18 protein-coding genes are annotated in these 23809 nt (G+C 68.5%); all 18 read right to left on the reverse strand.

The features are described 5' to 3' along the window. Window positions 1-140 precede the first annotated feature (140 nt). The 18 genes from glyS to rplJ all read right to left on the reverse strand — a co-directional run bounded on the left by glyS (window position 141) and on the right by rplJ (window position 23725). The gene (glyS, locus tag KYK13_RS24060) at window positions 141-2240 is read right to left on the reverse strand and encodes a glycine--tRNA ligase subunit beta (RefSeq protein ID WP_223633828.1); all 2100 of its coding nucleotides are present in this window, start codon (window positions 2238-2240) and stop codon (window positions 141-143) included. Further along, on the reverse strand, window positions 2230-3222 hold the full coding sequence (glyQ, locus tag KYK13_RS24065) for a glycine--tRNA ligase subunit alpha (protein WP_223633831.1): 993 nt from the start codon (window positions 3220-3222) through the stop codon (window positions 2230-2232). Before glyQ ends, glyS begins: the two co-directional genes overlap by 11 nt. Before the next feature lie 89 nt (window positions 3223-3311). Further along, the gene (locus KYK13_RS24070) at window positions 3312-5579 is read right to left on the reverse strand and encodes a serine/threonine-protein kinase (RefSeq protein WP_223633835.1); all 2268 of its coding nucleotides are present in this window, start codon (window positions 5577-5579) and stop codon (window positions 3312-3314) included. A gap of 94 nt (window positions 5580-5673) precedes the next feature. Beyond that, entirely contained in the window at window positions 5674-6462 is a 789-nt protein-coding gene (locus KYK13_RS24075) for a DNA polymerase beta superfamily protein (RefSeq protein ID WP_223633838.1), read from the reverse strand. Further along, the gene (locus KYK13_RS24080; protein ID WP_223633840.1) at window positions 6459-7745 is read right to left on the reverse strand and encodes a DNA polymerase beta superfamily protein; all 1287 of its coding nucleotides are present in this window, start codon (window positions 7743-7745) and stop codon (window positions 6459-6461) included. The genes KYK13_RS24075 and KYK13_RS24080 overlap by 4 nt, the downstream gene beginning before the upstream one ends. A 77-nt stretch (window positions 7746-7822) precedes the next feature. Beyond that, entirely contained in the window at window positions 7823-8839 is a 1017-nt protein-coding gene (locus KYK13_RS24085) for a carbohydrate kinase (RefSeq protein ID WP_223633842.1), read from the reverse strand. 29 nt (window positions 8840-8868) lie between these two features. Continuing rightward, window positions 8869-9603, reverse strand: coding sequence for a DNA repair protein RecO (gene recO, locus KYK13_RS24090; protein ID WP_223633843.1), 735 nt, complete (start codon window positions 9601-9603; stop codon window positions 8869-8871). Between the two features lie 9 nt (window positions 9604-9612). Further along, window positions 9613-9999 carry a RodZ family helix-turn-helix domain-containing protein gene (locus KYK13_RS24095; RefSeq protein WP_223633844.1) on the reverse strand — a complete coding sequence of 129 codons (387 nt, stop codon included), beginning with the start codon at window positions 9997-9999 and terminating at the stop codon, window positions 9613-9615. 21 nt (window positions 10000-10020) lie between these two features. Then, entirely contained in the window at window positions 10021-10779 is a 759-nt protein-coding gene (gene tgl / locus KYK13_RS24100; protein WP_223633845.1) for a social motility TPR repeat lipoprotein Tgl, read from the reverse strand. Window positions 10780-10802: 23 nt separating this feature from the next. Beyond that, window positions 10803-11267 carry a social motility and stimulation tgl protein gene (locus KYK13_RS24105; protein ID WP_223633846.1) on the reverse strand — a complete coding sequence of 155 codons (465 nt, stop codon included), beginning with the start codon at window positions 11265-11267 and terminating at the stop codon, window positions 10803-10805. A 23-nt stretch (window positions 11268-11290) separates the two neighbouring features. After that, entirely contained in the window at window positions 11291-11974 is a 684-nt protein-coding gene (locus tag KYK13_RS24110; protein WP_223633847.1) for a hypothetical protein, read from the reverse strand. A gap of 162 nt (window positions 11975-12136) precedes the next feature. Continuing rightward, window positions 12137-12898, reverse strand: a complete 762-nt coding sequence (locus KYK13_RS24115) for a lytic transglycosylase domain-containing protein (RefSeq protein ID WP_223633849.1) — start codon at window positions 12896-12898, stop codon at window positions 12137-12139. Beyond that, window positions 12895-13245 (reverse strand): phasin family protein, encoded by a 351-nt coding sequence (locus KYK13_RS24120; protein ID WP_223633850.1) that lies wholly within the window; start codon window positions 13243-13245, stop codon window positions 12895-12897. Before KYK13_RS24120 ends, KYK13_RS24115 begins: the two co-directional genes overlap by 4 nt. Window positions 13246-13349: 104 nt before the next feature. After that, window positions 13350-13808, reverse strand: coding sequence for a hypothetical protein (locus KYK13_RS24125; protein ID WP_223633852.1), 459 nt, complete (start codon window positions 13806-13808; stop codon window positions 13350-13352). A 176-nt stretch (window positions 13809-13984) separates the two neighbouring features. Continuing rightward, window positions 13985-18196 carry a DNA-directed RNA polymerase subunit beta' gene (gene rpoC / locus KYK13_RS24130; RefSeq protein WP_223633855.1) on the reverse strand — a complete coding sequence of 1404 codons (4212 nt, stop codon included), beginning with the start codon at window positions 18194-18196 and terminating at the stop codon, window positions 13985-13987. A 132-nt stretch (window positions 18197-18328) separates the two neighbouring features. After that, on the reverse strand, window positions 18329-22555 hold the full coding sequence (gene rpoB / locus KYK13_RS24135) for a DNA-directed RNA polymerase subunit beta (RefSeq protein ID WP_223633858.1): 4227 nt from the start codon (window positions 22553-22555) through the stop codon (window positions 18329-18331). Window positions 22556-22736: 181 nt separating this feature from the next. Then, entirely contained in the window at window positions 22737-23114 is a 378-nt protein-coding gene (gene rplL / locus KYK13_RS24140; protein WP_223633861.1) for a 50S ribosomal protein L7/L12, read from the reverse strand. 92 nt (window positions 23115-23206) lie between these two features. Next, a complete protein-coding gene (gene rplJ, locus KYK13_RS24145) occupies window positions 23207-23725 on the reverse strand; it encodes a 50S ribosomal protein L10 (RefSeq protein ID WP_223633863.1) in 519 nt (172 codons plus the stop codon). Window positions 23726-23809: the final 84 nt, after the last annotated feature.

The following is a 23809-nucleotide window of genomic DNA, read 5'->3' on the forward strand; positions in this document are numbered from 1 at the left end:
GGAACGCCGCCCCGCCCCGGGCAACTGAATAGGGCCATGGCTATTCCCGGTCGCCCTCCCGCGGACATCCACCCCCGTCCGGAAGGCGTGCGCCGCTCCCCTGGAGGGGGAACGGGCACGCTCCGGCGGTGAAGCGGCGGTCAGGCCTCGGCCTGGATCTTGGAAAAGTCCGCCACCTGGTTGAACAGGGCGCCAATCTCCGTGAGGAACCGGATGCGGTTTTCCCGCAGGTCCTTGTCCTCGGCCATCACCATCACCTTGTCGAAGAAGGTATCCACGGCGGGCTTCAGGCTGGTGATCTCCTTGAGCGCGCTGGCGAAGTCGTCCGCGCGCACATGCTCGCCCACCCTGGCGCGCGCCTGGGTGAAGGCGGTGTGGAGGTTCTTCTCCGGCTCGTCCGTGAAGCGCTGCGGGTTGGTCTGCCCGCCGGCCACGTCCTTGCCCTGCTTCTCCACGATGTTGACCACGCGCTTGAACGCCGCGGCCAGCGGCTGGAAGTCCGCATGGCCCACGAGCACGCTCAGGGCATCCAGGCGCTTCTTCGCCGCCACCAGGTCGTCGAAGCCCACGGCCAGCACCGCCTCCACGACGTCCGTGCGGTGCTGCTCGCCCCACAGCGCCTTGAGGCGGCCGCGGAAGAACTCCAGCACCTGCTCGCGCGGGGCCGCCTCACCCGGCTTGCGCTTCACGTTGGCCAGCTTGGGGGCCAGGAGGCGCAGCGCCTCGTCCACCGCGGCGGACAGACTGAAGCGGTAGCCGCGCCCCAGCACGATGCGGATGATGGACAGACACGCGCGGCGCAGCGCGAACGGATCCGCCGCGCCCGACGGCGCCTTGCCGATGGCGAAGATGCCGCACAGCGAGTCCAGCCGGTCCGCCAGGCCGATGAGCGCGCCCGCGTCCTGCGACGGCAGCGCGTCCTCCGCGCCGCGGGGCAGGTAGTGCTCGAAGATGGCCAGGGCCACCGCCTCGGGCTCGCCGCCCGCGCGCGCGTACTCGCGGCCCATCACGCCCTGGAGCTCCGGGAACTCGCCCACCATGCCGGTGACGAGGTCCGCCTTGGACAGCGTGGCGGCGCGCTCCACCGTGGCGGACTCCCCTGCCCTGCCCGTGGCCTGGGCCAGCCAGAGCGCCAGCGAGCGGAAGCGCTCCACCTTCTCCAGGTACGTGCCCAGCTGCCCCTGCCACACCACGCGGCCCAGCTTCTCCACGCGGTCGGCCAGCGGGGCGCGGCGATCCTCGTCGAAGAAGAAGCGCCCGTCCGCGAGCCGCGCCGCCAGCACGCGCTGGTAGCCGCGCAGGGACAGCTGCTCGTCGCGCACCGGCGTATTGGACACGGCGATGAAGCGCGGCAGCAGCTTCCCCTTCGCGTCCGTCAGCGAGAAGTAGCGCTGGTGGCTCTTCATCTCCTGCACCAGCACCTCCGGCGGCAGGTCCAGGTGGCGCTCCTCGAAGCGGCCCACCACGGGGCTCGGCAGCTCCACCAGGTTCGTCACCTGGTCCACCAGCCCCTCGTCCTCCAGCAGCTGCGCGCCCTCGGCCTTCGCCGCGGCGGTCACCCTGCGCACCAGCTCCGCGCGGCGCTTCGCGATGTCCGCCACCACGTGCGCCTTCTCCAGCGCGGCCTCGTAGTCCGACGGCGCCTTCAGCACGATGGGGCCCGGCGCGAGGAAGCGGTGGCCGTAGGTCGTCCGGCCCGCCTTCACGTCGCCCAGCACCACCGGCAGCTCCGTGTCGCCCAGCAGCGCCACCATCCACTGCACCGGGCGGGCGAACGCCGTGTCCACGTCACCCCAGCGCATGGACTTCTTGAAGTTGATGCCGTGCACCGCCGCGTGCACCGCGTCCTGGAGGATGGCCTCCGCCGGACGGCCCTTCTCCTCCACGCGCGCGGAGACGTACTCGCCCTTGGCCGTGGTGGTGCGCCCGAGCGCGTCCACGGACAGCTTGAGCCCTTCGGCGAACTTCTCCGCCGCCTTGGTGGGCTTGCCCTGCGCGTCGAAGGCGGCCTTGGCGCTGGGGCCCAGGACCTCCTTCGTGATGTCCTCGCCCGCGTCCGCCACGTCGCGGACCCAGACGGCCAGCCGGCGCGGCGTGCCGAACGTGCGCACCGCGCCGTGCTTCAGGCGGGCATCGGCCATGCGCTCGGTGAGCACGCGCTTCAGGTCCTCCAGCGCGGGGAAGATGAACGACGCAGGGATCTCCTCGGACCCAATCTCCAGCAGCAGATCACGCGCCACGGGACACCTCCGCCTTCTCCTTCTTCTCCACCGGCTTGTTGAGCTGCACCGTCTTCCAGTAGTCGCTGGCGGGCTTGCCCTCCAGCACCGGCGGCTGCTCGCCCACGGTCCACGGCGTCTTCGTCAGCGGGTAGCCCAGACGCTCGCGCATCTGCAGGTAGCCCTCCGCGCACAGGCGCGCGTTGTCACGCACGCGCTTGATGAAGTTGGCGCGCTCGGTGACGGAGATGGCGCCGCGCGCGTCCAGCAGGTTGAACGTGTGCGAGCACTTCAGCGCGTAGTCGTACGCGGGCAGCGGCAGGTGGCGCTCGATGAGCCGCTTGCACTCCTTCTCGTACGCGTCGAACAGCGAGAAGAGCATCTGCGGGTCGGACTCGTGGAGGGCGTACTTGCTCATCTCCACTTCGTTCGCGTGGAAGACCTCGCGGTACTTCACGCCCTTGACCCACTCGATGTCGTAGACGTTCTCCACGTTCTGCAGGTACATGATCAGGCGCTCGAGCCCGTACGTCAGCTCCGCGGCCACGGGGCGGCAGTCGAAGCCGCCGCACTGCTGGAAGTAGGTGAACTGCGTCACCTCCATCCCGTCGCACCACACCTCCCAGCCCAGGCCCCAGGCGCCCAGCGTGGGGGACTCCCAGTCGTCCTCGACGAAGCGGATGTCGTGCTCCAGGGGATCCATCCCCACCTTCCGGAGCGACTCCAGGTACAGCTCCTGGACGTTCTTGGGGGCGGGCTTGAGGATGACCTGGAACTGGTGGTGCTGGAACAGGCGGTTCGGGTTCTCACCGAAGCGGCCGTCGGCGGGGCGCCGCGAGGGCTGCACGTAGGCGACGTTCCAGGGCTCGGGACCGAGCGCGCGCAGGAACGTGTACGGGGCCATCGTGCCCGCGCCGACTTCCGTGTCGTACGACTGGGTGACGATGCATCCCTGGTCGGCCCAGTGCTTCTGGAGCGTGAGGATGAGGTCCTGGAAATACATGTTGGCGAGTCCTTCTCGCAGTGCGTCGAAGGCGAAAGCGGAACGCGGCGGACCCTAGTGAGGGGGTCCAGGAGCGTCAAGGACGGCGGTCAATCCGCGTAGGCCGGGAGGTCGGCCAGTCGAATCTGCAGCTTCGTCACTTCACCGGGACGGATGGGAGCAGACAACAGCTTGCTCGTTCCGCCGGGGTCCTGCGGGTCCACCACACGCAGACGGTAGGTGCCCACGGGGAGCGGGAACTTGCTCAAGGGAGACGTTCCCAGCTGCGTGGCGCCGTCGAACACGGCCGCGTTCTTGGGCACCGTGTAGAGCGTGAGCCAGCCCAGGCCCGCCTTCGCGGCGCCCTTCGAGGTGGACGTGTCGAGCACCTCCGGGTTCGCCTCCTGCGTGACGGTGGTGATGGGCTCCGGGGCCTCGGGCTTCGCGGGGCGCGTCTCCGCCTTCGCCACCGCGGGCTTTTCCGCCACGGCGGGCGCAGCGCTGGCGCCGGCCGGCCTGGCCTTGTGGCTGCCCTTGCTCCCAGGCGCCTTCTTCGCGTCGGCGGCCGTTGTCTCCACCACGGGTTCGGATGGAGGCGAAGGCGCCACCTCCGGCGCCTTCTCGGGCTCGGGGGCGGTCTTCTGGGCGAATCCAGGAGGCGGACCGGAGGGCTTGGGCGGCCACTGCCCGTTCGCGGCCGGGTCCACGGGCGGAGGCGGATCCAGCTCCGCCTGCACCCACTGCTTCGCGGACTCGTATGCCGGCATGAACACGCGGCGGACGGGCTCGAGCGTCGCCAGATAGGCCACGCCGCCGAGGAGGACGAGCAGGAACAGGCGCATGCCCCAGCCGGAGCCTTCACGGGCGGGGGTGGCCGGGGGCGGCGCTTCGGCGCCCTCTTCTTCCGCGTGACGCGAGGCCCGGGCGGAGTTGCGCGCGGGACGGGCAGGAAAGCGCCGGGTCTGGAGCTCGCTGGGCGGATCCATCAGCCCCTCGGGCTGGGACGCGCCCCGGGCTTCGGCGGGTTCGGGCCGCGTGCCGGGACGGGCGCGCGAGGGCCGGGCGGCGTCCGGAGGAGGACGCACCACGCGGGGAATGGGCGCCGCGTCCGAGGGACGCTGCGCTCGTGGCGTCACGGTGGGCGTGTTGACACGCGACGCACGGGCATCAATGGCGTCCGCGGCGGGACGCGGCGTCGCGCGAGGGCCGGGCGTCGCGGACTCGGTCGCGGCGCGGCGGGCGGGCGTGGGCTTGGGAGACTGCGCGGTGTCCGCGGGCGGGGCCTCCGCGTGCGGCGACTTCACCTGCGCGGTGGGCGCCGCGGCGGCCTGAACACTCCCCTCCTCCGCCTGGAGCGCGCCGGCGGCCTCGCTGACGCGGGCGTCCTCGGCGCGGCTGGCCAGCTCCAGGAGCGTGCGCGTCTTCTGGCGCTTCTCCTCGAAGAGCTCGCCCATGACGGCGGCCATCTGGTCTTCGTCGAACAGCTCGGAGCCCAGCGTGGCCTCGATGGCGCGCGCCATCTCCCGGCACGTGCCGAAGCGCTGGGCGGTGTCGCGCGACAGCGACTTGAGCACCACCGCTTCCAGGGCCTCCGGCACGGCACCGTTGAGCGAGCGCGGCGCGGGGATCTCCCCGTCCACGATCTGCATCATCACGGCGGCCTCGCCCGGGGCGTTGAACAGGCGCTGACCGGTCAGCAGTTCGTGGAACATCACGCCCGTGGAGAACTGGTCGCTGCGGCCGTCCAGGTCCTTGTTGCGCACCTGCTCCGGGGACATGTACCCGCTGGTCCCCTTCACGGTGCCCACCTGCGTGCGCCCCAGCTTGCCGCGCGCCTTGGCGATGCCGAAGTCGATCACCTTCACGACGCCGTCGTAGGTGATCATCACGTTCTTCGGGGACACGTCGCGGTGCACCACCGCCACGGGACGGCCCGACGGATCCATGAAGTGGTGGGCGTAGTGCAGGCCCAGGCACGTGTCGCGCATCACGCGCGCGCTGAAGCCCAGCGGCAGCGTGTAGTTGCGCCGCGCCGCCATCTTCACCACCTGCTCCAGGTTCTGGCCCGGCAGGAACTCCATGGCGAGGTACAGCTCGCCGTCCTCCTCCCCCAGGTCGAACACCTGTCCGATGTTCGCGTGCGAGAAGGCCGCGGTGATGCGCGCCTCGTCGAGGAACATCTTGACGAACTGATCGTCCTTCTTGATGTCGGGGAGGATCTGCTTCACCGCCACGAACTTGCGGAAGCCACCGGGGCCGGAGGTGTACGCGAGGAACAGCTCCGCCATCCCTCCCATCGAGAGTCGGGTGAGGATCTCGTATTTTCCGATGCGCCGCCCCCGGTCGGGATCTTCTCCGGCGCCTCCCTGCATGCTCATGGCGGGGCGGATGTTACCCGCCAGGCCCTCCCAGGTCGATGATCGTCTTTACTGCCGGTCCGTCCGCTGGAGCCAGGAGCCCCGGGAAAGCGGCTTAGGCGCCAAAGCGCTGGCGCCGCACGTCGAGCATCCAGCCCTCGAGCGCCGCCACCGCCGCCGGTTGAGGCTCCAGAGGCAACACGGAGCCCGCGTCCGCCGCGTCGAGCACCGCGAACGCACGCGACACCTCGCGCTGCCACTGCTCGCTGAGGGCTGCATCCAACTCGATGCGCTCACCGCGCTGCTTGCGCTCCACCAGCGCGTGCGCCTCGCCAAAGCCAAACGGCTCCAGCAGGACGGTGACGTCCGTCTCCACCTCGCCCGTTCGCAGCGCATGCGCTCCGGTGAGCGTGGTGCGCAGCACGTACAGCAGCTTCTTCACGGAGCGGAAGCCGCTCTTCTCCCATTCACGCAGCTGCCCCTGCGCGAAGCCCCGGTAGTGCCGGTGGATGCGCCGCGACAGCACGGCCCGCACCAGGGGCCGCAGCGTCTCCAGCTCCGGCAGGGCCCGCACGGTGATGGCGCCGAGCACCCGCTCGATGTAGTTGCCGTTGCCCTGGAGGATGCCCAGCAGCACGGGCTGCAATTCGTTGGACGAGTAGTCCACCTCCACCCCCTCCAGCACCTCCATCCGCTCCGCCGGCACGTGCCGTGGCTGGAGGCCCAGGAGCGCGGCGGTGGGCGCGATGTGGATGCCCTTGAGGTCCAGGTCGCTGTCATGTGACGGGAAACCGTACGCATGCGCGCCGGACAACGAGATGACCAGGTGCTCGCGCTCGAGGGACTCGGCGTCCAGCACGCGGTCCGCCATCCGTTCCTGATGCTCCGTCAGCTTGCCCTTCATTCCATCCCTCCTTCCAGCGCCGGAGCCTCCGGCGCGTCACGGCCCAGCGGCCCGGGCGTCTTCAAGACCCAGCGCCGCGCCACTTCGGCCCCCACCCGCCGCAGCAGCTGGTCCGCGCGGGCGTAGTCCGGATGTTCCGGCAGCCGGCTCTCCCGGTGCGCGGCCTCCAGCGCAGGCGCCATCGACTCCGCGTCGCGCAGCACGTCCTCCAGTGGCACCTGTCCGCCCTTGATGTCGAGCAGCCGCGCCTTCAGCGACCCCGTCGCCTCGAAGGTGGGCACTCCGTCGCGCAGCCAGCCCGTCGCCAGCGACACCAGCCGCAGCAGGTTGTAGGCGTTCTTCGGCCGCAGCTCCCGCGCGGCTGGAGGACGCTGGCCGCCGCCGCGCGCGTACGCCGTGAGCGCCGCGAAGTCGTTCGCCGCGAGCAACCCCTGGTCCCAGAGCGAGCGGTAGAGCTGCTTGACGTACGTCTTCGCCGCGAGCACCGCGTCCTCGGGCGTGGGCGCCGCGCGGGGCGACACGGCGGCCAGGCGCCTGGCCACCTCGTCCAGGTCCGGCGTGGGGTCCTCGCACAGCCACGCGAGCAGCAGGTCGCGGTGCTCGGCCAGCCGCTGACTGCGGGTGAGCTTGTCGAGCTGGCTCATGGCGTAGCGTCCGAAGCTCCCGAAGATGGCCTTGGAGACGAACGCCTCCCGGGCCTCCAGCACCCACGTGCCCAGCTCATCCACCGGCGTCGCGCCGGGGACGAACAGGGTCTCCAGCGTGTTCGGATCCGCGCGCAGCGCCTGCTCCACCGTCTTGCGGACCTCCCAGTACGTGGTGCTGCCATCCGCGCTCACCAGGTCCTGCGGCGGCTGCCCCAAGCCCAGCGTCCACGGCAGCGGCAGCGCGAACACACCGCGCACGTCCACATCGGAGCGCTCATCCGCCAGCCCCCAGGCGTGACTGCCCACGCGCGTCTCCAGCACCACGCACGGACGCAGCGCGCCCCAGGCCGCCTCGCGCCGCTGGGCGAACTGCACCTGGCCCACCCGCCGGGGCACCAGCTCGTCGCGCGCGAACCACACCTCGCCCACGCCCACGATCTGGATATCGAATCCGCCGTCATGCGCGCGCACGACGCGGCCCACCACGCCCTGGGGAATGCGGCGTCCGGACAACACGCGCTCCACGCGGGTCGTGACCTCGGTGCCATGCGGCAGCGGCACGGACAACCGGTCGACCTGCTCCAACCCACGGACCCGCGCCGGGGTGGAAGAAGCGCTCTCACGGGTGTCGCTCATCGGTCCCTCCTGGATGGGGTGGTGGCCACGCGGGACGCAGCGAAGCACGCGAGCCTGACCCGGCCCGGTGCCTCCCGTCAGCGCGGCGCGATGCGTCTCACTGCGGGAACTGGTGGAAGCAGCCCCTCGACTTCGGATGCCAGGGGAAGCGCCGCCACCGCCCCCAGCTTCGTCACCACGCGGGCCCCCACGCCCGCGGCGAAGGTCATCAGCGCGACCAGGTCCTCGCGCGTCGCGCCCTCCAGTGACGCCGCGTCGCCATACCCCCGCACCAGCCCGCTCAACATCGCGGACACGAAGCCGTCGCCGGCGCCCGTCGTGTCCACCACCGTCACCTGGGGCGCGGGAACGGAGAGGACCTCGCCCCGCCAGAGGAACACCGCCCCGCGCGGCCCCAGCGTCACCACGGGCAGCCGCACGCCCTTCGCGGCCAGGACGTGCAGGGCCGCCTCCGGCGAGTGCTCGCCGGTGGCGAAGTGGATCTCCTCCTCGGACAGCTTCACCACCGTGCACAGCGGGAGCATGCGGCCCAGGAGGACTTGAAGCTCCTCGGGCTGTGTCCACACGTGCAGCCGCAGGTTCGGGTCACAGCTCACCAGCATCCCGGCCTCACGCGCCAGGGTGAGCATGCGCACCATGGCCTCACGCGCCTCGGGCAGGAGCAGGGAGTTGGAGCCGCAGTGAAGCGCCTTCGCACGCCGAACGAAGTCGCCATCCACGTCGGAGTCGTCCAGCAGGAACTCCGCCGACCGCGTCCGGAAGTACGTGAAGGTACGCTCGCCATGCGCATCCAGCGAGACGAACAGCAGGCCCGTGCGAGCGTGGTCCACCTGGCGCAGGCGGCTCACGTCCACGCCATCCGCCGCCAGCCGGTCCCGCAGGAAGTGGCCGAACTCGTCGGAGCCCACCACGCCCACCATCGCCGAGCGCAGCCCCAACCGCGCGAGCCCCACGGAGACATTGGCCGGAGAACCGCCCGGCGCCGGCTTCCACGCCTCCACGTCCCGCACGCGCGCGGCACCACCGGCCACGGGAAGGAAGTCCACCAGCGTCTCGCCGACACACACCACGTCCAGCGGTCCGGCTTCGTGCATGACCCTTCCCCTGGGGACCGCGCCGCCCGTCAGTCCAGGCCCACCTGCGCCATGAACTCCACGCTCTTCAGCTTGCGGCCCACGTGGTGCGCGATGAAGACGTTGAGCAGCCCCCGCGCCCGAGCGCGCAGGTCCGCGGGCAGCGGCGTGCGCTGACCTTCCTGGAGCGAGCGCAAGCCCGCCAGCAGCGCCACCGGCACCGGCACCGAGTCGCGCGCGCGTCCGCCACAGGGCTCGCACACCGCGCCACCATGGCCCTGATCGAACCGGGGCCGCTCGCCGGGCTGGCCGCCACACAGCGAACAGGAGTCGAAGCGCGGCATCAGCCCCGCCTGCGCCAACGCCGCCAGCTCGAACGCGAGCAGCGACGTGGGCCCGGCCTCCTTCGCGTCCAGCCGGTGCAGGTAGCCCTCCGCCAGCTCGAACAGCTCCGGGTGAGGCTCGTGGTCGCGCGTGAGCTCGCGGCACAGCTCCACCGCGTACAGCGCCCGGGCGATGAGCGACAGGTCCTCACGCGCGGCGTAGAAGCCCGCGACGATGTCCGCCGAGTCCAAGCGCACCGTGCTGCCGCGCGTCTCCACGAGCTGGACGCGCAGCCGCATGAACGGCTCCAGCGCCCCCGCGAAACGGCGCTTGCTCTTGCGAGCGCCCGCGGCGAACGCGGTCAGCTTGCCGTGCTCACGTGTGAGCAGCGTCACCAGCCGGTCGGACTCACCATAGTCCACCGTGGACAGCACGAACGCGTCGTCGGCGTACCGCTCCATGATCCCTCGTCAACGCGCGGCGGGGGGCGGGAGCTTCCCGGACAGCACCAGGAACAGGCCCGCGCCCAGGAGCACGATCGCCAGGAGGATGGCCAGGATGAGGTACGCCCGCTTGCGCCGCGCCTTCTCGAGCTGCGCCGGCGAAGGCGCGGGCACCGCCCGGTCCACCTCCTCGTAGCGCAGCGCCGCCTCCTCCGGCGACAGGCCGATGACCTGCGCGTACGCGCGGATGTAGTTCAGCACGAACACGCGCTCGGGCAGACGCTCCACCTGCCCCGCCTCCAGCGCCGCGACGAGGCTGGGGGGAATCTTCGTCTCCCGGGAGACGTCCTCGCGCGACATGCCGCGAAGCTCGCGCTGCTGGCTGAGGTATTTGCCGAAGTCGACGTGGTCCACGGTCTTTCGGGGCCCCCGCGGCTAGAGGTGGTCCAGCAGTGAGCGACAGTGGTCCTTGAGCACCGACTCGTTCGGCTGGGCCTTGGACTCGCAGGTCGCGAACGCCTTCTTCGCCTCCTCGACCCGCCCGAGCTTCGCCTGGCACACGCCTTCGCGCTGGTAGGCCTCCGCCACGTCCGGGCACTTCTCACGGTAGTGGGCAAACTGCCGGCACGCCTCCTCCGTCTTGCCCGTCTCGTCGTAGATGATGCCCAGGTTCTTGTAGCCCAGGCAGAACTCCGGGTTCGTGGTGACGGCGGCCTTGATGTTCTGCACCGCGTTCACCGTGTCGCCCTTCTTGTAGAGCGCCCAGCCCAGGTTCCCCTGCGCGGAGAAGCCGTAGCGGTACTGCATGTCGTTGAGCGACTCCTCGTACAGCTTGATGGCGTCGTCGTAGCGCTCCTGGTCCAGGCGCAGGTTGCCCAGATTGGTGCGCGCGTCGGAGAAGGTCGGCCGCAGCTTCAGCGCCTTCTCGTAGTGCGACGCCGCCTCGTCGAGCCGGCGGAAGGACAAGTGCAGCAGCAGGCCCACCGCGTTGTGGGCCTCCGGGTTGTCCGGGTTCTGCTCCAGCGCCTTCTGGTACTCCGCGAGCGCGTCCTGCACCGCGCCGTGCTGCTGGGCCTGCACGCCCAGGTCGTAGTGGATCTCCGAACTCCGGCGCTCCTTCTCCGTGGGGACGTGCGCGCAGCCCGCCGACGCGAGCGCGAACGCGAGGAAGCAGGAGGAAGTGATGCGGGACATGGGTGCCAATCCAGGGTGGAGGGTCAGAACGCGGCCAGGAAGCGGCCCAGGGTGGTGGCGACGTTGCGCTTCTCTTCGGCGCGGGCCTTCACGGCGGGCACGAGCGTGGGCTCCCGGAAGAACACGGGCAGCGTCTTCAGCCACTCGTCCTGCTGCGCGGGGGCCGCGGAGCGCCAGTTCGCGTTGTCCATCATGAAGCCCAGCGACTCCACGAACGCGAGCGCGTCGTCCTCGTCCTCGCGCAACTCGTCCGCGGACTGGATGCGCCGGCCGGACACGTACACCGCGCAGTCCCCCGCCTCCACCAGGTACAGGTACACGAAGACGCCCGCGCTCTGTCCGCCGCGCAGCCCCACCACGAAGGCCTGCGCGGGCCCGGCCTGCTTGCCGGGAATGGCCACGTGCGGCGTGTTGAGCGACAGGTGCAGCGCGAGCACCTGGTCGCGGCTGGCGGGGAGACCCCGGTAGCGCTCGTCGATGGTGAACACCGTCGTCTCCCTTCCCGCGCACCCTAGCGGGTGGTGAGCGTGAACTCCTCGGTCGCGTCCTGCGCGTCCGCAGCCGTCTTCTGGAAGCGGATGAGGGGCGTGTCAATCATCACGTTGCCGCCGCCCTCGTTGCCCTCGCCGATGATCACCTTGAAGACGTTCCCGGGCGACGTGCTGCGGCGGCTGCCCCCGTTCACCTTGCGGGCAATCAGCGTCACCGCGTTCGCGCCGGGACGCAACTGGCTGGTGATGTCCATCACCACCTGGTCTTCGTTGTTGCGCAAACGACGCAGCCAGCGCGAGTTCACGTACACGTCGATGTCGAAGTCCGTCATGCCCGGCGTCGTCTGCTCCGTCACCAGCCAGTAGCGCTGGGTGATGCGCGCCGGCGCAGACGTGGCCGCCGCGGGAGCGGCCGGTGCGGGAGCCTGCGCGACGACGCCCGCATCCGGGGCCGCGGCGGCTGGGGGCGTGGCGGTGGTCGGAGCCGCCGGCGTGGGCGTCACGGTCGTCACGCGGGCGGCGTAGCCCGGCGCGTCGATGTAGATGTTCCCCTCGGCGTCGATGCGGACGGTGGCCTTCTCGAAGCGCGTGTTCGTCACCCCGTCGATCTTCACTCCGTTCAGGAAGACCGAGCCGGCCAGGGCCAGCATGGGGACGAGCGAGGCCGCGACGGTGAGGGCAATGCGGGCGGACGGGCGTGACATGGGGGCGTTCCTCCAGGAATCCTCAACAGTCCCGGGAGCTTGCAAACGACTTAGCGCACCCGGGGGAGCGGGACAAGGCGGGGACGGCCTCCCTTGGAGCGCTCCGCCGCCGCGAACATCCGCCGGGCGGTCCGTCTTCCTGCCCGGCCGAGCGCAGGCGGCTCAGGGCGCCGCGGTCGGCGTCTCGTCGGGCGTCGGCGGAGGCGGCTCGCGCTGCGCGAGCGCCCAGTCTCCGCCCAGGCCATGGCCCTCGCGGAAGCGGCGGAAGTCGCGCCGCACGGCCCGGGGGTAGCGGCGGAACTTCTCCAGTTCTCCGGCCTTGATGGCGTCCCGGATGCGCGTGGGGCCCGCGTTGTAGGCCATCAACGCCAGGTCCAGGTCGCCGCCGAAGCGGCCCTGCAGGTTGCGCAGGTAGCGGATGCCCAGGCGCACGCAGACGGCGGGATCCGCCACCACCTCCTCGCGCGACAGCTTCAGGCCCTCCTTCTCCGCCAGGAAGTGCAGCGTGCTGGGCTTGATCTGCATCAGCCCCCGGGCGCCCTTCTCGGAGACGGACTCCTCCTCGAAGTCGGACTCCACGTCGATGAGGGCCAGCACCAGCAGCGGGTCATACCCCGTGCGGCGCGACTCCTCGTCGATGGCCTGCCCCAGCCGCCGGCGCAGCGTGAGCCCCAGGTCCGGGGCGCGCTTGGCCAGCACGGCGTCGATGAGCGCCGCCTCCTCGGAGATGGCCTCCTGCGCCACCACCTCAGGAACCACGGACGGGGGGGTGGGCTCCTCCAGGAGCGGCACCACCCGCGCGGACACCACGAGCGCCACGCCCGCGAGCAGCGGGAGCCGGGAGCACCCGCTGCTCAGGGCATGCAGCCCCGCGAAGAACCGCGTTCCCCACGACCTGCCGCCCGAGGCGGCGGGTCCACTCACTTGCGGTGCTCCAGGGCCTGGATGCGTTCGTTCAGACGCTCCAGGCGAGCGCCCATCGCCTGCAGTTCCTCGCGACGCGGCAGCTTCAGGAGGGTCAGGGTCGCGCGGACCCGCTCCTCCACGTTGTGCTCCAGGTCCTTGCGGTGACCCGTCAGCCGCTCCGCGAACTCACGGGCCTGGCGCTTCACCTCGTCCTGACTCCAGCCCGCGACGGATGCAACGCGCTGCACGGCCCGGGACGCCTCCTCCTCCGCCGTGTTCACGGCCAGAAGCGCCTGGCTCCAGATCCGCTCGAATGCCTCCGCCACGGAGGTCTTCTCTCGGGGGGCCTCGGTGTTGTTGTCCATGAAGTCGCTCCGGGAGTTACCCCAGGCCCTCCCGGTGGAAGGAACCTGAGGCATTCAAAGGGGTTTGCGACCTAAGCACACCCCATGGGTGATGAAAACGCTGCTCAGGCCCGCGGGCTAGACGCCGCCCCGGCCGAGTTCTTGGTCGACCGGTGAGCACGCCGGGTGGGCTTCAGGAGCACATCCAGCTTCTTCGAAAGGCGGTTCAGCTCGCGGGTGATCTGCTCCACCTGGGACTGGCTGGCAACTCCCACCGCCTCGACAACCTTCGTCTGCAGCCCGTCCAGACGCTTGCGCAGCTCCACGCCCGCCGCGTCCACCTTCTTCGTCAGCTCCTGAACGCGGGGATCCGCGCGCAGCTCACCGGCCTGCACCTTCGTCCACAGGGCCTGGACCTCCTTCGCCGCCACCTGGCCCCGCGTCTCCAGCGCGCGGAAGGCCTTGTTCGCCTCCCCCTCCAGCCCCTGGAACCGCTTCTGCGCCTCGGAGAGCCGCCCCTTCAGGAAGGCCTCCACGTTCTGCGTCACGCCCGTCTTCTCGCTCGTCTCACTCGTTGTCGCCATGTCGCGCTCCCCCCCGGGTGTTCCGGGTTTCGTAACGTGATGCGTCAACATAACGCACCGCGACATGCTGTCAAGCGAACACGGTCCGAAGTGTGCAAAACGAGAAAGCCGCCGTCCCGGCATGACACCAGGACGGCGGCTGGCTCACGAAGCGTCAGGGACGCCTCGGGGAAACACTAGGCGACGTCGGTGGACCGGGTGTCCGGCCGCGACGGCGGAGGGGCCAGCGGGCCGGTGTCGCCGTGGGTGGCGGCCAGGGCGGCCTCCATCTCGTTGACCTCGTCCGTGGGGCTCTCCACCTCGATGTCGAGGTGCTTGTAGTTCGGCAGGCCCGTGCCGGCGGGGATGAGCCGGCCCATGATGACGTTCTCCTTGAGGCCGCGCAGGTAGTCCACCTTGCCGTTGATGGCGGCCTCGGTGAGCACCTTCGTGGTCTCCTGGAACGACGCCGAGGAGATGAACGACTCGGTGGAGAGCGACGCCTTGGTGATGCCGAGCAACAGGGGCTCGCCCACGGCCGGGCGCTTCCCTTCGGACATGACCTTCTCGTTCTCCTCCTCGAACACCCACTTCTCGACCTGCTCGTCGACCAGGAAGTTGGTGTCGCCCACGTCGGTGACGCGCACCCGGCGCAGCATCTGCCGGACGATCGTCTCGATGTGCTTGTCGTTGATCTTCACGCCCTGCAGTCGGTAGACCTCCTGCACTTCGTCCACCAGGTAGCGCGCGAGTTCCTTCTCGCCCAGCACCTTGAGGATGTCGTGCGGGTTGGCCGCGCCGTCCATCATCGCCTCGCCGGCCTTCACGCGGTCGCCGGAGTGGACGTTGATGCTCTTGCCCTTGGAGATCAGGTACTCCTTGGCCAGGTCCGCGCGCTGCTCGCCGTTCACCTCGGGGGTGATGATGAGCTTGCGCTTGCCCTTGGTGTCCTTGCCGAAGGACACCACGCCGTCGATCTCCGCGATCGCCGCCGCGTCCTTGGGCTTGCGCGCCTCGAAGAGCTCGGCCACGCGGGGCAGACCGCCCGTGATGTCCTTGGTCTTCGTCGTCTCCCGCGGCACCTTGGCGATGACTTCACCGGCGCTGATCTCATCCTGGTCGTTGACCGTGATGATGGCGCCCTGGGGCAGGAAGTAGCTGGCCGGGTTCTTGGACGACGGCAGCTCCTTCACGTTGCCAGCCGCGTCGCGGATGGTGACGCGCGGACGTGCCTCCGGGTCCTTGGACTCGATGACCGTCTTGCGCGACAGGCCCGTCACCTCGTCGAGCGTCTCGGACATCGTCACGCCTTCGATGATGTCCTCGTAGCGCACGACACCGCCCACTTCCGTGAGCAGGGGAATCGCGAACGGGTCCCACTCGGCCAGGAGCACGCCCGGCTCCAGCTTCTGGTTCTCCTTCACCAGGATGCGGGCGCCGTAGATGATCTGGTAGCGCTCGCGCTCGCGGCCGGACTCGTCGACGACGACGATCTCGCCGTTGCGGTTCATGGCCACCAGCGTGCCGTCCGCCTTCTGCACCGTGTTCAGGCCCGCGAACTTCACGGAGCCCGCGTAGCGGTTCTCCAGGCTGGACTGCTCCGCGCGACGGGTCGCCGCACCACCGATGTGGAAGGTGCGCATCGTCAGCTGCGTACCCGGCTCACCGATGGACTGCGCCGCGATGACGCCCACGGCCTCGCCCACGGACACCTTGCGGCCACGCGCCAGGTCACGGCCGTAGCACTCCACGCAGATGCCGCGCTTGGCCTGGCAGGTGAGCACCGAGCGGATCTTCACCTTGTCCAGACCGCTGTTCTCGATGCGGCGGACGCGGTCCTCGTCGATCTCCTCGTTGGCGCGCACCAGCACCTCGCCCGTCACCGGGTCGAGGATGTCGTCCAGGGCCACGCGGCCCAGGATGCGCTCACCCAGCGGCTCGATGATCTCGCCGCCCTCGACCAGGGCGCCAATGAACAGACCGTCCATGGTGCCGCAGTCGTACTCGTTGATGATGGCGTCCTGCGCCACGTCCACGAGACGGCGGGTGAGGTAACCGGAGTTGGCCGTCTTGAGCGCCGTGTCCGCCAGACCCTTGCGGGCGCCGTGCGTGGAGATGAAGTACTGGAGCACGGAGAGGCCTTCACGGAAGTTGGCCGTGATGGGCGTCTCGATGATTTCGCCGGAGGGCTTCGCCATCAGGCCGCGCATACCCGCCAGCTGGCGGATCTGCTGGGCGCTGCCGCGGGCACCGGAGTCGGCCATGATGTAGATGGGGTTGAACGACGGCTGCTTGCGCGTCACGCGCTTGCCGTCCACGTCCCCGCTGGCCTCGTCCTGGGAGATCTGCTGCATCATCTCCTGGGCGACCTTCTCGGTGATCTCCGCCCAGATATCGATGACCTTGTTGTAGCGCTCACCGTCGGTGATGAGGCCTTCCAGGTACTGGTTCTCGATCTCCGACACTTCCTTGCGCGCGTAGTCCAGGAACTCCTGCTTCTTCGCAGGGATGATCATGTCCTTCAGCGCGATGGAGATACCGGCGCGGGTCGCGTGGAAGTAGCCCGCGCTGCGGACGCGGTCCGCCAGCAGCACCGTCTCCTTCTCGCCCGTGAGGCGGTAGCAGAGGTCGATGAGGTTACCGAGCGACTTCTTGTCGAGCACCTTGTTGATGGCGTCGAAGCCCACGCGGCGCGGAACGACCTCCCACAGCAGCACGCGGCCGACCGTGGTCTCCTTCCGCTTGCCGTCGATGCGGCAGACGATCTTCGCCTGCAGGTGCACCTCGCCGTGGTCGTACGCGGCACGCACCTCGTCCGGCGACGAGAACACGCGGCCCTCGCCGTTGGCGAACTCGCGGGCGCGGGTCATGTAGTAGATGCCGAGCACCATGTCCTGCGTCGGGACGATGATGGGCTTGCCGTTCGCGGGGCTGAGGATGTTGTTCGTCGACATCATCAGCACGCGCGCTTCCATCTGGGCCTCGATGGAGAGCGGCACGTGCACGGCCATCTGGTCGCCGTCGAAGTCCGCGTTGAACGCGGCGCACACCAGCGGGTGCAGCTGGATGGCCTTGCCCTCGATGAGGACGGGCTCGAAGGCCTGCATGCCCAGGCGGTGCAGCGTGGGGGCGCGGTTGAGGAGCACCGGGTGCTCGCGGATCACGTCCTCGAGGATGTCCCAGACCTCCGGACGCTCCTTCTCCACCATCTTCTTCGCGGACTTGATGGTGGTGACGTAGCCCTTCTCTTCAAGCTTGTTGTAGATGAACGGCTTGAAGAGCTCGAGCGCCATGATCTTCGGCAGGCCGCACTGGTGCAGGCGCAGCTCGGGGCCCACGACGATGACGGAGCGGCCCGAGTAGTCCACGCGCTTGCCGAGCAGGTTCTGGCGGAACCGGCCCTGCTTGCCCTTGAGCATGTCGGACAGCGACTTCAGCGGCCGCTTGTTCGGGCCGGTGATGGTCTTTCCGCGGCGGCCGTTGTCGAACAGCGCGTCCACGGCCTCCTGGAGCATCCGCTTCTCGTTGCGGATGATGATGTCCGGCGCGTTCAGCTCCTGCAGCCGCTTCAGGCGGTTGTTGCGGTTGATGACGCGGCGGTACAGGTCGTTGAGGTCGGAGGTCGCGAAGCGGCCACCGTCCAGGGGCACCAGCGGACGCAGGTCGGGCGGGATGACCGGGATGACGTCCAGCATCATCCACTCCGGCTTGTTGCCGGACGAGCGGAACGCCTCCGCGACCTTCAGGCGCTTGGCGTACTTCTTCCGCTTCGCCTCGCTGGTGGTCTCGCGCATGTCCTTGCGCAGTTCCTCGGACAGCTTCTCCACGTCCAGGGACTTGAGCATCTCGCGGACGGCCTCGCCGCCCATGCCCGCGCTGAACGAGTCCTCACCGTGCTCCTGGAAGAGCCGGTGCATCTTCTCCTCGGAGATCAGCTCGCCCCGCTGGAGCGGCGTCGCCTTGGGGTCGATGACCATGTAGCTCTCGCAGTACAGCACCTTCTCCATCTCCTTGAGGGTGATGTCGAGCAGGTTGCCGATGCGGCTGGGCAGCGACTTGAGGAACCAGATGTGGGCCACGGGCGTGGCCAGCGTGATGTGGCCCAGGCGCTCACGACGCACCTTGGACTGGATGACCTCCACGCCGCACTTCTCGCACACGACGCCACGGTGCTTCATGCGCTTGTACTTGCCGCAGTTGCACTCGTAGTCCTTCACCGGCCCGAAGATGCGGGCGCAGAACAGGCCGTCCCGCTCCGGCTTGAAGGTGCGGTAGTTGATCGTCTCCGGCTTCTTCACCTCGCCGTGCGACCACTGGCGGATCTTGTCGGGCGACGCCAGCGCGATGCGAATGGCGTTGAACGACAGCGGGTCCTTCGGCTTCTCGAAGAAGTTGAAAATGTCCTTCACGTTGCCTCCGAAAACTTATGAGCGCCCGAGGCGCCAAACGTTTCGGGCCCCCGCCCTGCGCCCGGCCAGCCGCTCCCCCCACGAGGAAGCAGCCGGCCGGTCAGGCGGGCGCACCGGCTTCTTTGAAAAGGCCTAGGCCTCGGTCCCCGACTTCCGGTCCTCGCCGTCGCCGCCGCCCAGGAAGTCGCCGCCGAAGCTGCGCTGACGCTCCGGGGGCGCGCTCTCCAGCAGCTCCACGTCCAGGGCCAGCGACTGGAGCTCCTTGAGGAGCACGTTGAACGACTCGGGCAGGCCGCTCTCGAGGACGTTGTCGCCCTTGACGATCGCCTCGTACATGCGCGTGCGGCCCACCACGTCGTCCGACTTGACCGTGAGGAACTCCTGCAGCGTGTACGCCGCGCCGTAGGCCTCCATCGCCCAGACTTCCATCTCGCCCAGACGCTGACCGCCGAACTGGGCCTTGCCGCCCAGGGGCTGCTGCGTGACGAGCGAGTAGGGCCCGATGGAACGCGCGTGGATCTTCTCGTCCACCAGGTGGTGCAGCTTGAGCATGTACATCACGCCCACGGTGACGTTCTGGTCGAACGGCTCACCCGTGCGGCCGTCGAAGAGCACCATCTGGCCGGAGCGCGGCAGCCGGCCCTCGTCGAAGAGGTTGTGGATCTCCGACTCGCGGGCGCCGTCGAACACCGGCGTCGCGACGTGGATGCCCTTCTTCAGGCGGCGGCAGAGGTCCTGGACCTCGGGGTCGGACAGGCCGTCCACGAACTCACCGAACGCCTTGTCGTCGTACACGGTCTTCAGCTGCTTCTTGAGCTGCTCGCCGCTGAAGTTCTCGTCGATGTAGCGCTGGATCTGCTCGCCCACGCCCTTCGCGGCCCAACCGAGGTGGACCTCGAGGATCTGCCCGATGTTCATGCGGGACGGAACGCCGAGCGGGTTGAGGACGATGTCCACCGGACGCCCGTCCTCCAGGTACGGCATGTCCTCCTCGGGGAGGACGCGGGACACGACGCCCTTGTTGCCGTGGCGGCCGGCCATCTTGTCGCCCACCGCGAGCTTGCGCTTGATGGCGACGTACACCTTCACCATCTTGATGACGCCCGGGGGAAGCTCGTCGCCCTTCTTGATGCGGGCGATCTTCTCGCCGAAGGCCAGCTTCACGGCCTCCTTCGTCTCCTCCAGGTTGCGCAGGATGTCGCGCAGGCGCGCGTCCAGCGGATCCCCGACGGAGATCTCGCCCCAGTACTTGTAGGGCACCGTGGCCAGCAGCTCGTCGTTGAGGAGGTCCCCCTTCTTCAGGAGGATCTTCCCCTTGTCGTCCACGAGCTTGCCCTGGACCTCCTTGCCGCGGACCAGCCCGCGGATGCGGCTGTACGCGGAGTCCTGGAGGACCTTGATCTCGTCGTTCTGGTCCTTGAGGAGCTTCGCCTCCTCCATGGACTCGATCTGCTTGGCGCGCTCGTCCTTCTCCACGCCCTTGCGGCTGAACACCTTGGCGTTGATGACGGTGCCGACCACGCCCGGGGGCACGCGCAGGGAGCTGTCGCGCACGTCGCCGGCCTTCTCACCGAAGATGGCGCGCAGCAGCTTCTCTTCGGGGGAGAGCTGGGTCTCGCCCTTCGGGGTGATCTTGCCCACCAGCACGTCGCCGGGCTTCACCTCGGCGCCGATGCGGATGATGCCGCTCTCGTCCAGGTCCTTGAGGGCTTCCTCACCCACGTTCGGGATGTCGCGGGTGATCTCCTCCTTGCCCAGCTTGGTGTCGCGCGCGATGCACTCGAACTCCTCGATGTGGATGGACGTGAAGACGTCCTCCTTGAGGATGCGCTCGCTGAGCAGGATGGAGTCTTCGAAGTTGTAGCCCTGCCACGGCATGAACGCGACGACCACGTTCTGCCCCAGCGCCAGCTCACCGGTCTCGGTGGCCGGACCGTCCGCGATCACGTCGCCCTTCTTCACCCGGTCGCCCTTGCGCACGATGGGCTTCTGGTTGAGGCACGTGTTCTGGTTGGAGCGCTGGTACTTGAGCAGGTTGTAGATGTCCACCTCGCTGGACACGTCGCTCAGGGCCGCGTTGGCGTCCGCCTTCACCACGATGCGGCTGGCGTCCACCGACTCCACGATGCCGTCACGACGGGCCACGCACGTCACGCCCGAGTCGCGCGCGACGATGGCCTCGATGCCCGTGCCCACGAGCGGGGCCGCGGTGCGCAGCAGCGGAACGGCCTGGCGCTGCATGTTGGAGCCCATGAGCGCGCGGTTCGCGTCGTCGTTCTCCAGGAACGGGATGAGGGAGGCGGCCACCGACACCAGCTGGTTCGGGGACACGTCCATCAGGTCCACGTCCTCGGCCTTGACCTGGACGAACTCGCCGCTGCGGCGGCTCTGCACCAGCGCGTTGAGGAACTTGCCCTTCTTGTCCGTCTCCGCGTTGGCCTGGGCGATGGTGTGCTTCTCCTCCTCCAGCGCCGAGTAGAACGCCACGTCGGACGTCACGCTGCCCGCGTCCACCTTGCGGTACGGCGTCTCCACGAAGCCGAACTCGTTGACGCGCGCGTAGGTCGACAGCGACGCGATGAGGCCGATGTTCGGGCCTTCCGGCGTCTCGATGGGGCAGATGCGGCCGTAGTGCGTCGGGTGCACGTCGCGGACTTCGAAGCCCGCGCGCTCACGCGTGAGGCCGCCCGGCCCGAGCGCGGACAGACGACGCTTGTGCGTGACCTCGGAGAGCGGGTTCGTCTGGTCCATGAACTGCGACAGCTGGCTGGACCCGAAGAACTCCTTGATCACCGCCGTCACCGGCTTGGCGTTGATCAGGTCGTGCGGCATGAGCGTCTCGATCTCCTGGAGGCTCATGCGCTCCTTGATGGCGCGCTCCATGCGGACCAGACCGATGCGGTACTGGTTCTCCAGGAGCTCACCCACCGCGCGCACGCGGCGGTTGCCCAGGTGGTCGATGTCGTCGATCGTGCCCTTGCCGTTCTTCAGGTCGATCAGGTAGCGGATGACCTCCAGGATGTCGCGCTTGGTCAGGATCTGACCGTCCAGGGGCTCCTCGAGGTTGAACTTGAAGTTCAGCTTGAGGCGGCCGACCTTGGACAGGTCGTAGCGCTCCGGGTTGAAGAACAGGTTGCTGAACAGGTTCGTCGCCGTCTCCGGCGTCGGGGGATCGCCCGGGCGCAGACGCCGGTAGATCTCCATGATGGCCTGCTCGGGCGACTCGATCTTGTCGAGCATCAACGTCTCACGCAGGTACGGACCCACGTTGAGGTTGTCGATGAAGAGGACCTTGAACTCCTTGATGTCGCGCTTGAGGAGCTCGTCCACCTTCTCCTGGGAGACCTCCTCGTTGCACTCGAGGATGACCTCACCGGTGTTCTCGTCCACCACGTCGTAGGCGGACACCTTGGTGAAAAGCTCGTCCGCGTCGATGGGCAGCTTGGTCATCTTCGCCGCCTCGAGCTTCTTGATGGCGGCGCGCGTGAACTTGCGGTTCTTCTTGACGATCAGCTCACCGGACTTGGTCTTGATGTCGCGCGTGGCGCGCTGACCCGGCAGGAGCTCCAGTTCGACGGACTTCTCGAAGTCCGCGGCGCTCTGCAGGTAGATGGTCTCGGTGGCGTAGTAGTAGTTGAGGATTTCCTCGGTGGAACCCTTGAAGTCGAGCGGGTTCTTCTTCGCCGTGTCACCGACGGCGCCCAGGGCGCGGATGAGCACGGTGGCCGGCAGCTTGCGGCGCCGGTCGATGCGCACGTACAGCAGGTCCTTGTGGTCGAACTCGAAGTCGATCCACGAGCCGCGGTACGGGATGATGCGGGCGTTGTAGAGCAGCTTGCCAGACGAGTGGCTCTTGCCCTTGTCGTGGTCGAAGAACGCACCCGGGCTGCGGTGCAGCTGGCTCACCACGACGCGCTCGGTGCCGTTGATGATGAACGTACCGTTCTGGGTCATCAGCGGGATTTCGCCGAAGTAGACCTCCTGCTCCTTCACGTCGCGGATGGACTGGGCGCCGGTCTCCTCGTCCTTGTCCCAGACGACCAGGCGCACGACGACCTTGATGGGCGCCGAGTAGGTCATTCCGCGCTGGTGGCACTCATCGACGTCGTACTTCGGCTTCTCCAGGTGGTAGCTGACAAACTCCAGCGAGGAGGTCTCGTTGAAGTCCCGGATCGGGAAGACGGACTTGAAGACACCCTGAAGGCCAAGGTCCTCACGCTTCTCCGGGGCGATGTCGGCCTGGAGGAACTTCTCGTAGGATTGCTTCTGGATGTTGATGAGATTGGGAATGTCGATGATCTTCGCGATTTTCGCGAAGGTCTTCCGCACGCGGAAATTGTTCTGGATCTGCGTCGGCATTCGGTCTCCGGGGACGGCTGCTCGGGCGGGGCAAACTTCAGTAACGCGCGGCGGCGCCGGGAAATTTGGCAAATGTCAAATGGGCAAAGCCGGCGCCCCAGCATAGGGAGCGCCGGCCTGCTCATCCGATCAGGCGGCTACCCGGGATTTCCCGGAAGAACAGGGCAGCCCCTGTACAGAACTACTTGATCTCGACGGTGGCGCCAGCCGCGGTGAGCTGGTCCTTGATCTTCTTGGCGTCGTCCTTGTTGACGCCTTCCTTGACCGTCTTGGGCGCGCCCTCGACCAGGTCCTTGGCCTCCTTCAGGCCCAGGCCGGTGATGGCGCGGATCTCCTTGATGACGTTGATCTTGTTGGCGCCGGCGTTCGCCAGCACCACGTTGAACTCCGTCTTCTCCTCAACCGGAGCGGCGGCGGCAGCACCACCACCACCGCCCGCGGCAACGGCCACGGCGGCGGCGGACACGCCCCACTTGTTCTCCAGCAGCTTCACGAGCTCGCCCGCCTCGAGGACAGTGAGCTTCGAGAGTTCTTCAGCAATCGCGTTCAAATCGGCCATGGAACTGTTCCTTCTGGTTGACTAACGGCCGGCGACCCATTTGGGTGGCTCGGCCGAAGAGGTTGCGGTAGAAAAACTTCTCGGGACGATTACTACCCCTGCGACTTGTCCGCGTGCGCCTGGATGACGCGCGCGAGGCTCGACGCGGGGGCCGCGATGGTCCGGACCAGCTTGCCTGCAGGCTGGTTGAGCATGCCGAGCAACTGCCCGCGCAGCTCGTTCAGGCCCGGCAGCTTCGCCAGCGCCTTCACGCCGTTGGCGTCGACCTTGTTACCGGCGACGACGGCGCTACGGACCTTGATGGTCTCCATGTCCTTGATGAAATCCATCAGGATCTTCGCAGGAGCCACCTCGTCGTCGTAGCTGATGCAGAGGGCCACGGGACCGGTGAAGTCATCCGAGATCACGGAGACGGACGTACCCTGAGCGGCACGGCGCGCCAGCGTGTTCTTGATGACCTTGTACTCGACCTTGCCCTCGCGGAACTTGCGACGGAGCCGAGTGACGGTCTCGACGTTCACCTTGGACGACTCCACGAGCACCGCGGTCTTGGTCCGCGTGAACTTCTCGTGAAGGTCCTTGATCATCTCTTCCTTCTCGCTCTTCAGCACCTTGACTCACCTCCTTCATGGCCCGACCTGACGGTCGGGCGTGATGCCTGGGCCAAAGTGGCAGAGCGAGAGAGGAGCCTCCGA

The sequence above is a fragment of the Corallococcus sp. EGB genome, assembly GCF_019968905.1.
Lineage (GTDB): Bacteria > Myxococcota > Myxococcia > Myxococcales > Myxococcaceae > Corallococcus.

Coding starts and splice junctions, on each gene's coding strand:
- glyQ (WP_223633831.1), bottom strand. CDS start 3,222: ATGTATTTCCAGGACCTCATCCTCACGCTCCAGAAGCACTGGGCCGAC.
- KYK13_RS24070 (WP_223633835.1), bottom strand. CDS start 5,579: ATGAGCATGCAGGGAGGCGCCGGAGAAGATCCCGACCGGGGGCGGCGC.
- KYK13_RS24075 (WP_223633838.1), bottom strand. CDS start 6,462: ATGAAGGGCAAGCTGACGGAGCATCAGGAACGGATGGCGGACCGCGTG.
- KYK13_RS24080 (WP_223633840.1), bottom strand. CDS start 7,745: ATGAGCGACACCCGTGAGAGCGCTTCTTCCACCCCGGCGCGGGTCCGT.
- KYK13_RS24085 (WP_223633842.1), bottom strand. CDS start 8,839: ATGCACGAAGCCGGACCGCTGGACGTGGTGTGTGTCGGCGAGACGCTG.
- recO (WP_223633843.1), bottom strand. CDS start 9,603: ATGGAGCGGTACGCCGACGACGCGTTCGTGCTGTCCACGGTGGACTAT.
- tgl (WP_223633845.1), bottom strand. CDS start 10,779: ATGTCCCGCATCACTTCCTCCTGCTTCCTCGCGTTCGCGCTCGCGTCG.
- KYK13_RS24110 (WP_223633847.1), bottom strand. CDS start 11,974: ATGTCACGCCCGTCCGCCCGCATTGCCCTCACCGTCGCGGCCTCGCTC.
- KYK13_RS24120 (WP_223633850.1), bottom strand. CDS start 13,245: ATGGACAACAACACCGAGGCCCCCCGAGAGAAGACCTCCGTGGCGGAG.
- KYK13_RS24125 (WP_223633852.1), bottom strand. CDS start 13,808: ATGGCGACAACGAGTGAGACGAGCGAGAAGACGGGCGTGACGCAGAAC.
- rpoB (WP_223633858.1), bottom strand. CDS start 22,555: ATGCCGACGCAGATCCAGAACAATTTCCGCGTGCGGAAGACCTTCGCG.
- rplL (WP_223633861.1), bottom strand. CDS start 23,114: ATGGCCGATTTGAACGCGATTGCTGAAGAACTCTCGAAGCTCACTGTC.